Genomic DNA, 9,684 nt, shown 5'->3' on the forward strand with positions numbered 1-9,684 from the left:
GGGCAACATGAACTTCGCGACCTCGACGCGGCAGACGCCGCGCTTCGCCCAGGACGGGACGAAGGGCGAGGAAGTCACGCTGCGGCTGGAGCTGAAGCTGCTGGCGGACGTGGGCCTGCTGGGCTTCCCCAACGCGGGCAAGAGCACGTTCATCTCGCGGGTGAGCCGCGCCCGGCCGAAGATCGCCGACTACCCGTTCACCACGCTGGTCCCCAACCTGGGCATGGTCCAGTACAAGAACGACCTGTCGTTCGTGATGGCGGACATCCCCGGCATCATCGAGGGCGCCAGCGAGGGCGTGGGCCTGGGGCACCAGTTCCTGCGCCACGTCGAGCGGTGCAAGGTGTTGATCCACCTCATCGACATGGGCGCGGAGGGTGAGGGCCGCGAGCCGCTGCACGACTTCGACGTGCTCAACCGTGAGCTGGCGAAGTACAGCGCGGAGCTGGCGAGCCGGCCGCAGGTGGTCGCCGCCAACAAGCTGGACCTGCCGGATGCGCAGGCGCGTCTGGAGGCGTTCCGCGAGGCGCTGCGCGAGCGCGGCATCCGCGTGTACCCGGTGTCCTGCGCCACGGGCGAGGGCATGCCGGCGCTGATGGACTCGGTGGCGGAGGTGCTGTTCACCGGTCGCACCGAAAAGCTGCATGTCGAGGCTCCGCCCCGAGCGAAGGGCGCGAGCAGCAAGTCCGTGGCCAAGGCCGCGATTGCCAAGGTGCGCGAGACCCTCTCCAAGGGTACCGCCGCCGTGGTGAAGGCGACCGCCGCGAAGCTGGGGCGGGCGAAGAGCGCTGCTGTGAAGAGTGCTCCCACGAAGCAAGGCAGTGCGAAGGGAGCTCATGTGAAGACGACTCTGGTGAAGCAGGCCGCGGTGGCGAAGGCGGCGACGAAGGCTTCGGCGAAGAAGAGCGCTGGGGCGAAGAAGGCGGCGGCGACGAAGGCCCCCGCGAAGAAGGCCGCTGCCGCGAAGAAGGCTCCGGCGAAGAAGGCCGCTGTCGCGAAGAAGTCCGCGGCGAAGAAGGCTCCGGCGAAGAAGGCCGCTGCCGCGAAGAAGTCGACGACGAAGGCCGTGGCGAAGAAGGGCACCTCGGCGAAGAGGGCCTCGGCCGCGAAGAAGCCCGCGTCGCGCAAGTCAGGCGGAAGGGGCTGAGACGATGGCTGGCGGCGGTCCTCGGTACGAGCGCTTCGAGAAGGACAAGTTGGAGCCGGAGCAGTTCCTGCTCGATGTGCGCAAGGAGAAGATCGACCGCGTCGTCAGCCAGCGTACGCGCAACTTCACGGTCGTCCTGGACCGGCTGGAGGACAGCTTCAACATGGCCGCGGTGCTACGCACCTGCGAGTCCATGGGGGTCCAGGAAGTCCACGTCGTCATCAACCCGGAGGCACCCTTCCTGCCGAACTCGAGGGTGGCTCAGGGCTGCGACAAGTGGCTGGACGTGAAGCTCTACAAGTCCTTCGGCGAGTGTCGCGAACACCTGAAGTCGCGGGGCTTCCAGTTGTACGCCGCCGCCATCCGTGACGGTGCCACCAGCCTGTATTCGCTGCGCTTCGACGGGAAGGTGGCCATCGTTCTCGGCAACGAGCGCTACGGGGTGAGCGACGACGTGCTCAACGCCGTGGACGGGACGTTCTGGATTCCGATGCGGGGCTTCAGTCAGAGCCTCAACATCTCCGCCGCTGCCTCGGCGTGTGTCAGCCGGGCGATTGCCTGGCGGGATGAGCACCTGGCGGGCGGCTCCGGAGACCTGTCGCCGGACGAGGCGCAGGAGCTCCGCGAGCGCTTCTACGTGCTGGCCATCAAACAGAGGAAGCGGATCTTCAAGAAGCAGCCATGAATGCCGGCCCCCCGGGGCGCGTCGGTATGGGGTAGATGGACGCGGTGGGCCTACCCGGCCCCCTGGAGACGCACGCCATGTTCCTGGAAACCCTGCTCGCCACGCTCCTGTCCGCGCAAGCGGTGCCCCAGACCTCCTCCTCGCAGGCCGTCCCCACGCAGCCCGTCCTGGTGGCCCAGGGCGCGCCGGCGGGCGCTGGAAAGCCCACGGTGCCGCCTCCCACGGGCGGCGCGGCCAAGGCTCCCGCAGCCCAGCAGGGCGTGAATCCGGTGACGCCCGCCGCGAAGCCGCCCGCCACCGAGTCAGGCAAGCCGGCCACGACGCCCCCTCAGAGCGCGCCGGACACGAAGCCCGCCGTGAAGGCCACGGCGCCGATGACGCCCGAGGTGAAGTCCCTGGTGGACCGGATGCAGGCCTTCTACGAGAAGACCGGCGACTTCAAGGCGGGCTTCCGGCAGGACTACAAGTACAAGACCTTCCGGCGCACGCAGACGTCCGAGGGTGTCGTGTCCTACAAGAAGCCCGGGCTGATGCGGTGGGAGTACCAGAAGCCCTCCGTGCGCACCTTCGTGCTCGCCGGCAACAAGATCTACGCGTACGACCCGACGGCCCAGTCGCTCACGGTGGCCAACGTGGACACGAGCCAGCTCTCCGCCTCGGTGACGTTCCTTTTCGGACAGGGCAGGCTCGCGGACGAGTTCGCCATCAGCAAGGGGGCCTGCAAGGACTGCAAGGGCACGCTGCTGGTGTTGGATCCGCTGAAGGTGGAGCCCCGCTTCAAGCAGGTCCGGCTGGAGGTGGACCCCGCGTCGGCGCAGGTGCTGAAGAGCACCGTGGTGGATCCGGACGGCAGCGAGAACACCATCTCCTTCCTGGACCTGAAGACGAACGTGGGCATCTCCGCGGACAGCTTCAAGATGGACGTGCCGGACGACACTCGCGTGGATGACTTCACCAAGCAGAAGAAGCAGTAACCTGCGCGCCGTGCGCGGCGCGTTCCTGCTCTGGGTGGGTTTGAGTGTGGTGGGGGCTGGGTGTCACCGGGAGGTGGCGTCCGGCCCTTCACGTTCCGAGGGACTGACGGGGCGGACGCTGCCGCTGCTGGCGTCGCCAGCGCTGCGCCTCACCGTCGCGGGGAGGCTCGGGACTCGTGTCGTCCCGGTGGTGCTGGACGTGGCGAGGCCCTTGTCGATGGTCTCCCAGGAGTGCTTCGACGGAGGTCCTCCCGCGCCCGATGGCACCGTGCGCGCACCTGAAATCGCGGGAGGCTTCAGGGCCTGGCCGGTGGTGCCGCTGCCCGTGCTCACCGTGGGAGGGGCTTCGGTGCCGCTGCGCACCGCGGGGCTGTCGGGTGAGAAGCCCTGCTCATTGACGCTGGGTTCGGACGTGCTGGAGCCCTATGCGCTCACGGTGGATCCGCTGCGGCGAGAGGTGACCTTCACCGCGTCGCGTCCGCGTGAGGCGCAACCGGCGGCGGAGGTGGCTTCGGATGCCGCGCGGGAAGTGCACCGCGTGGAGCTCAGTCGCGAGCCGGTGGGCGACTGGCCCCTCCTGGCGGTGCGGGTGTCTCAGGGGGAGGCGGAGCTCACCGGACCCTTCGTGCTCACCACGCGCGAGCCCTTCTCGCGCATCGCGGTGGGGCCCGCCGAGGCGCAGGGGCTGCAACCCTTGGATACGGTCGCGCATCTGCCGCCGCGCACCTTCGCGGTGGACTCGGTGGACGTGGCGGAGGGCGTGGGCGCGCGGCCGCTGGTGGTGGAGGCGGCGGGACGATGGGACTCGCCGAGCAGCCTGGGACGGCTGGGGCCTGACGTGTGGGGGCGCTTCACCGCGACGCTGGATGCGAAGGGCGGGGTGCTGGTGCTGCGGCGTCCACGAGTCCGAGCAGTGGACGAGACTGAAGTGGGTTCGGTGTCATCACCACGGGCGGGGAGGGCGGAGGGACCCGATGCGTCCGCGACTTCACCACGGTCCACGACGACGGAAGGCGCAGGAGGGATGGGGGCGAGCGCATCCTCGACGCCGTCCGCGGGGACAGTCGGTGCCGCACCAGTGCCTTCAGGGGGCACTGCCTCGTCTCCGTCACGCTCCACGACATCCCCTGCTGCGACAACTGGCACTGCACCAAGGGCTTCGGGCACCGCTTCACCTTCGCCCGAGTCACCAGCACGGCCCACGGCGTCGGCGGCCCCCACGGCGCAGGCTCCTGGTGACACCTCGCCCTCAACATCGTCGGAGCCGGCACGTCCGGCGACTCCGAGCCCTGTCGCCAGGCGACAGCAGTGCACCGATGCGCACGGCGTCTTCAGCGAAGAGGCCTGCTACGGCCTGCACGTGCGCAAGGAACCCGAGGGCGGCATCTCCGTGGTGGGCGCGGTGTTCCGCGACCTGCCCGAAGGCGGACGCCTCCATTTGGAGCCAGTGGGCGCGGATGGCCAGCGGTTGGAGTCCGGGTGCGGAATCGGCCTGAGCTTCCCGGCCACCAGTCGCGGTTTGACGACTCAGCACCGCCTGCCGTGGCCGTCGCTCGCACATGCCCTGCCCGTGTGCCACGCGGCGCTCGTTCAGGCGCGAGGCTTCAACCTGGCGCTCTTCGAGGAGGGCAGTCAGCCTGAGTGCCCCACGGCGTGCGCCTTCGTCACCGAGACGTCCTCGCGCCGCACGGTGTGCGAGTGCCAGCCCACGCCCCTGGGAGAAGGGGTCGCCGCGCCATCCCGCAAGGCACCGTCTCGCGAACCACCGCGCGAGGAGCGCGAGCTGGAGCCGGAAGATCCACGGTAGCTCCAGCGCTCCGCACCCAGCGGTTCAACACTCCGCTGGATACCTCCGACGAACTCCCGGGCCACTTCGCGATTCACGCGGCGGCGGCCCGGGAAGAACCACCTACTCCAGCCGGGTCACAGGCCGGGGAGCAGGCACCAGCTTCACCGGCGCCGGGTGCGCGTCGCGAGCGGTGTGCTGCCGCTGCTTCGGGTCCGGGCGCTCCACCACGCGAGCCACCAGGTCGTAGTCGTGCGCTTCCGTCACCTCCACGGTGACCAGCTCACCCGGGTACGCCAGGCCGTCGTTGATGTAGACGAGCCCGTCGATGTCCGGCGCCTGACCCTGGTGCCGACCCACGAGCAGGTGCTCCGTCTCCGGCGCGGGACCTTCCACCAGCACCTCCAGCCGCTTGCCGACGAGCTTCTTGTTCTGCTCGCGGTTGATGCGCTTCTGGATGGCCATCACCTCGCGCCACCGGCGCTCGATGGTCTTCTGCGGCACCTTGTCCGGCAGGTCGAACGCCGCCGTGCCTTCCTCGTCGGAGTACTGGAAGACGCCCAGGCGCTCGAAGCGCTGCGTCTTCACGAACTCCTTCAACATCTCGAAGTCCTCTTCCGTCTCGCCCGGAAGACCGACGATGAGCGAGGTGCGCATCACCAGCCCCGGCACGCGCTCGCGCAGCTTCGTCAAGAGGCCCTTGAGGAACTCCGAGTTGCGGCCACGCTTCATCGACAGGAGCAGCTTGTCGCTGACGTGCTGCACCGGCATGTCCAGGTAGCGGGCAATCTTCGGCTCCGACGCCATCACGTCGATGAGCTCGTCCGGGAACACGCGCGGATAGGCGTAGTGCAGCCGAATCCACTTCACGTCCACCTGCACCAGCGCCTTGAGCAGGTCATGCAGCTTCGGCCGGCCCGGCAGGTCATGCCCGTACGCCGTCAGGTCCTGCGCGACGAGGTTCAGCTCCTGCACGCCGCTGTCCGCCAGTCGCCGGGCCTCGATCATGATGTCGTCGATGGGCCGCGAGCGCTGTCCACCGCGCAGCGTGGGGATGATGCAGAACGCGCAGGCGTTGTCGCAGCCCTCGGACACCTTGAGGTACGCGGTGTACTTCGGCATCGAGTTGATGCGCGGCGTGTTCGCGTCGTGGATGTAGTCGGGGTCCGGAATCACCTGACGCGGAGAAGCCTCGGCCGCCAGCAGGTCGCCAATCTGGGCGTAGGCGCTGGTGCCCAGGAAGTGGTCCACCTCCGGCATCTCCTTCGCCAGCTCCTCGCCGTAGCGCTGGGACAGACACCCCGTCACCACCAGGGTGCTGCAGCTGCCCGACTTCTTCAGCTCGGCCATCTCCAGGATGGAGTCCACCGACTCCTGCTTGGCGGGACCGATGAAGGCACAGGTATTGACGACGATGACCTGGGCCTCGGACGCTTCCTGCACCAGCGTGTATCCGCGGTGCTTCAACGTGCCGAGCATCACCTCGGAGTCCACCCGGTTCTTCGGGCAGCCGAGGGTCATCATGTACAGGTTCTTGGTTGGTTCCACCGCGTCTACCTATTTCCAAGCTCGGTTCGCGTGAAGTGGTCACCACTCCAGGCAAAGTTCATGGTCGCGCCGTTCGAGTAACGGATGGTCAACCCGTCCTCTTCATCCAGCTCCACCGAGGAGGCTCGCCCCAGGGCGCACGTAGCAGCCGGCCACTCGAGCACCCGAGCCGCCGTCTTCCCCGTCACGATGTAAAACCCCAGTCGAAGCTCCTTTTCGGCGTCACATTGACCCGCGACGGCATAGGGATTCTTCCCGGAGAGCACCGTAACGACCGGTCGCCCGTCCGGCAGGCTCAACGTGTCTGGCACATTCACGTTCACCGACGCGGCCTTCAGCGGGTCCGTCACCACCAGCTCGCGCAGCGTCTCCGGCGTCAGCTCCTCGTCACCCTGCGCCCAGGCCGGATAGCTGAGCAGGTCCCAGCCCAGCCAGCCCGTGGCCGCGGGCTCCAGCGCGGTGACGTGCTCCGGCGGCTTGAGCTTGAGCGCCTTGCGCGGCTCGTCCGGCAGCCTCAGCGCGTCGCCGACCATGGTGCCGCTCTGGCAGTTGGAGACAGGCACCGCCTTGGTGCCCGCGCCGTCCTGGTCCTCGTAGGTGATGCACAGGTCCATCACCATCGGGTCCCGAGCGGAGAAGCGCGGCAGCGCGCGCACCGGCACCGCGGCCACCAGCGACAGCGTGTTGCCACGACGCTCCACCGCGCCATTCACCTTCTGCTGCGCGAACTCCGGCGTGCCGCTGTCCGCACCCGACGCGCGCTTGCCGTCGAAGCCGAAGCGCCACGTGTAGCCCGTCGTCAGCGGCCCGGTGTCCGGGAAGTAGATGGACAGCGTGAGCACATCGCCCGCGAGGAGCTGATCATCCTTGGCGTCCACGCCCACGTAGAGCGTGTCCTTGCGGAAGCCCACCTTGGCGGTGAAGGACGCGCTGGCGCCTTCGGTGTCCAGGGACTTGAGCGCCAGCGGCGAGGTGAAGCCCTTGAGGCCTCCCTGGAAGCGCGGCGGCTTGGTCATGTTGGGCACCGGCCGTGACGGACGGGGCGCTTCTTCCTGGGCGGAGGCGATGGCCGGAACGCAGAGCATCCAGCAGAGGGACAGGGCAGCAGCGGCTCGCATGGGCTTGTTCAATCGCGGAAGTTGGTGAACTGCATGTCCAGCTTCAGTCGGTCCTGCTCCCCACGGAACAGGGCGATGGCGGCCTGGAGGTCATCCCGGTTCTTGCCGGTGACACGCAGCTGGTCGGCCTGGATGGAGCCCTGCACCTTCATCTTCGAATCCTTCAACAGCTTCACCAGCTCCTTGGACTTCTCCACCGGGATGCCCTGCTGGAGCTTGATGACCTGCTTCACGTTGTGCAGCCCCGTCTTCTCGATGTCGCCGTACTCGAGCGCGCGCAGGCTGATGTTCCGCTTGGCCAGCTTCACCAGGAGGACCTCCTTGGCGGCCTGGACGCGCTCCTCGCTGTTGGCCTTCACGGTGATGGCCGTGTGGTCCGGAGCGACGAGGACGTCCGCCTGGGTGCCCTGGAAGTCATAGCGGGTGCTGAGCTCCTTCTTGGTCTGATTGACCGCGTTGTCGAGCTCGGCGAGGTCGATTTTCGAGACGACATCGAACGAGGGCATGGGCAGCAGCGGCCCTTAACATACCTACACCCTGACGACCATGGGCACCACCAGGGGGCGCTTGGAGGTGTACAGCCGGAACGCACGGCGCACCACCCGGGTGAGTTCCTCTCGCACCAGGGCGTCGTCACCTCGCAGTTGGACGGACAGCTCCTCGAAGAGCGTCCGGGCCTCCTGGGCCACCCGGGGGAGGATCACCTGTTCGTCCAGTGACAGCCCCTGGCCGGAGAGTTGCGGGCCACCCAGCAGCTTCTGGGTGTCGCGCTGGAGCACGATGACGGCGGCCACCAGCCCCGTCTCGGACAGGCGCACCCGCTCATGGAGTGTGTCCGCCGTCACCATGCCCCCTCCGAAGCGGTCCTTGAAGATGCGCCCGGAAGTCACGCTGCCGGTGAAGCGGCCGCGTCCCTCCTCGAAGCCGACGATGTCTCCGTCCTGGGCCAGCAGGCACTGCGCGGGCTCCATCCCCGACTCCCGGGCGGTGGCCAGATGTCGGTGGAGGTGGCGGCCCTCGCCATGGACGGGGATGAAGTGGCGCGGCTTCACCAGCTCCAGCACGCGCTGCTGCTGGGGGCGGCTGGCGTGGCCGGACACGTGGACGCCGGGCTCCACCTGCGCGTAGGCGACGCGCGCGCCGCGCCATTGGAGCTGGTCGATGAGGGCGCCCACGCCGCGCTCGTTGCCGGGGATGGCTCGCGAGCTGAGGACGACCAGGTCACCCGGGCCCAGCTTGAACGGGCCATCACCAGCGGCGAGCTGGGACAGGCCCGCGCGCGGCTCGCCCTGCGCTCCGGTGGTGAGCACCAGCACGCGCTGCTGCGGCAGCTGCGGCACCGTGTCCAGGTGCACGAAGAGCGAGTCGGGCACGTCCAGGTAGCCCAGCTCGCGCGCCATCTCCACGTTGCGCACCATGCTGCGGCCCTGGAGCGCGACCTTGCGGCCCAGTCGCTCGGCGAGGGCCAGCAGGTGCCGCACGCGGTGCAGGTTGGAGGAGAAGAGGGCGACGACGATGCGGCCGGTGGCGTCCTTGAAGAGGCGCTCGAAGGTCTGCTCGACGACGCGCTCGCTGCCGGTCTCCTCCGTCAGCTCGGAGTTGGTGGAGTCCGACAGGAGGCACAGCACGCCTTCCTCGCCCGCCTCACCCCAGCGCTCCAGGTCCGTGCGCAGCCCGTCGATGGGGTCCGGGTCCAGCTTGAAGTCACCTGTGTGGATGAAGGTGCCTTCGGGCGTGCGGATGATGAAGCCCACCGCGTCCGGCACGGTGTGCGTCACGCGACTGGCCTCGACCTTGAACATGGTGCCGACGGCGAAGGGCTCGCGCGGCTCGATTTCGCGCAGGTCCGCTTCGATGCCCAGCTCGCTCAAGCGGTGGCGCGCCATGGCCAGCGTGAAGCGCGTGCCGTAGACGGGGACGTTCACCTCGCCGAGCAGGTAGGGAAGCGCACCCAGGTGGTCCTCGTGGCCGTGGGTGAGCACCACGCCCTTGAGCTGGGCGGCGTTCTGCTTCAGGTGGGTGAAGTCCGGGATGATGATGTCGACACCGGGCATCCCCTCCGAGGGGAACATCAGGCCGGCGTCGATGAGAAGCATCTCCCCGCGACAGGCGATGACCAGGGAGTTGAGGCCGATTTCTCCCAGGCCGCCCAGGGGAATGACTTGAAGCATTGGGAAGAGTCTAAAGACTCCCCCCGTCGCGCGCGTTGGAAAGTTGCGCGGTGACTGGCTAGGTGACTGGCTAGGTGATGCGGATGGGCAGGCCGCAGCCGCGCACCGCCCCCGTGGGACAGCCGGGGGTGCCGAAGATGTCCGGGCGGTGGAGCCAGGGCTTGATGCGGGTGCCGGTCCAGGGCTCCAGCTTCGTCTTGGGAATCCAGGGCGCCAGGCCCAGCGGGCGGGAGGGCGGTCGGGGCCGGCTGGTGA

At 68.4% G+C, this 9,684-nt stretch carries 9 protein-coding genes; 4 read left to right on the top strand and 5 right to left on the bottom strand.

From position 1 onward, the window contains the following. The 4 genes from HR086_RS40490 to HR086_RS48965 all read left to right on the top strand — a co-directional run. Positions 1–1,147: GTPase (locus HR086_RS40490; RefSeq protein ID WP_174468282.1), on the top strand; the 1,147-nt coding region annotated here is incomplete at its 5' end. A 4-nt stretch (positions 1,148–1,151) separates the two neighbouring features. Continuing rightward, entirely contained in the window at positions 1,152–1,832 is a 681-nt protein-coding gene (locus HR086_RS40495) for an RNA methyltransferase (RefSeq protein WP_141646006.1), read from the top strand. A 77-nt stretch (positions 1,833–1,909) separates the two neighbouring features. Beyond that, positions 1,910–2,806 carry an outer membrane lipoprotein carrier protein LolA gene (locus tag HR086_RS40500; RefSeq protein ID WP_174462887.1) on the top strand — a complete coding sequence of 299 codons (897 nt, stop codon included), beginning with the start codon at positions 1,910–1,912 and terminating at the stop codon, positions 2,804–2,806. Beyond that, positions 2,778–4,613 carry a hypothetical protein gene (locus tag HR086_RS48965; RefSeq protein ID WP_254626660.1) on the top strand — a complete coding sequence of 612 codons (1,836 nt, stop codon included), beginning with the start codon at positions 2,778–2,780 and terminating at the stop codon, positions 4,611–4,613. The genes HR086_RS40500 and HR086_RS48965 overlap by 29 nt, the downstream gene beginning before the upstream one ends. Before the next feature lie 102 nt (positions 4,614–4,715). On the opposite strand, the gene rimO is transcribed toward HR086_RS48965, so the two are convergent. The 5 genes from rimO to HR086_RS40535 all read right to left on the bottom strand — a co-directional run. Then, positions 4,716–6,113 carry a 30S ribosomal protein S12 methylthiotransferase RimO gene (gene rimO / locus HR086_RS40515; protein WP_217440474.1) on the bottom strand — a complete coding sequence of 466 codons (1,398 nt, stop codon included), beginning with the start codon at positions 6,111–6,113 and terminating at the stop codon, positions 4,716–4,718. Positions 6,114–6,145: 32 nt separating this feature from the next. Next, on the bottom strand, positions 6,146–7,258 hold the full coding sequence (locus tag HR086_RS40520) for a hypothetical protein (protein ID WP_174462886.1): 1,113 nt from the start codon (positions 7,256–7,258) through the stop codon (positions 6,146–6,148). 8 nt (positions 7,259–7,266) lie between these two features. Next, entirely contained in the window at positions 7,267–7,764 is a 498-nt protein-coding gene (locus tag HR086_RS40525) for a YajQ family cyclic di-GMP-binding protein (RefSeq protein ID WP_141646009.1), read from the bottom strand. Positions 7,765–7,788: 24 nt separating this feature from the next. Beyond that, entirely contained in the window at positions 7,789–9,429 is a 1,641-nt protein-coding gene (locus HR086_RS40530) for a ribonuclease J (RefSeq protein WP_141646010.1), read from the bottom strand. Positions 9,430–9,499: 70 nt separating this feature from the next. Beyond that, the coding region (locus HR086_RS40535; RefSeq protein ID WP_174468283.1) for a hypothetical protein at positions 9,500–9,684 on the bottom strand (185 nt) is incomplete at its 5' end.

This window comes from Myxococcus sp. CA039A, assembly GCF_013336645.1.
GTDB classification, from domain to species: domain Bacteria; phylum Myxococcota; class Myxococcia; order Myxococcales; family Myxococcaceae; genus Myxococcus; species Myxococcus llanfairpwllgwyngyllgogerychwyrndrobwllllantysiliogogogochensis.

Coding starts and splice junctions, on each gene's coding strand:
- HR086_RS48965 (WP_254626660.1), top strand. CDS start 2,778: ATGACTTCACCAAGCAGAAGAAGCAGTAACCTGCGCGCCGTGCGCGGC.
- HR086_RS40530 (WP_141646010.1), bottom strand. CDS start 9,429: ATGCTTCAAGTCATTCCCCTGGGCGGCCTGGGAGAAATCGGCCTCAAC.
- HR086_RS40520 (WP_174462886.1), bottom strand. CDS start 7,258: ATGCGAGCCGCTGCTGCCCTGTCCCTCTGCTGGATGCTCTGCGTTCCG.
- rimO (WP_217440474.1), bottom strand. CDS start 6,113: ATGACCCTCGGCTGCCCGAAGAACCGGGTGGACTCCGAGGTGATGCTC.
- HR086_RS40500 (WP_174462887.1), top strand. CDS start 1,910: ATGTTCCTGGAAACCCTGCTCGCCACGCTCCTGTCCGCGCAAGCGGTG.
- HR086_RS40525 (WP_141646009.1), bottom strand. CDS start 7,764: ATGCCCTCGTTCGATGTCGTCTCGAAAATCGACCTCGCCGAGCTCGAC.
- HR086_RS40495 (WP_141646006.1), top strand. CDS start 1,152: ATGGCTGGCGGCGGTCCTCGGTACGAGCGCTTCGAGAAGGACAAGTTG.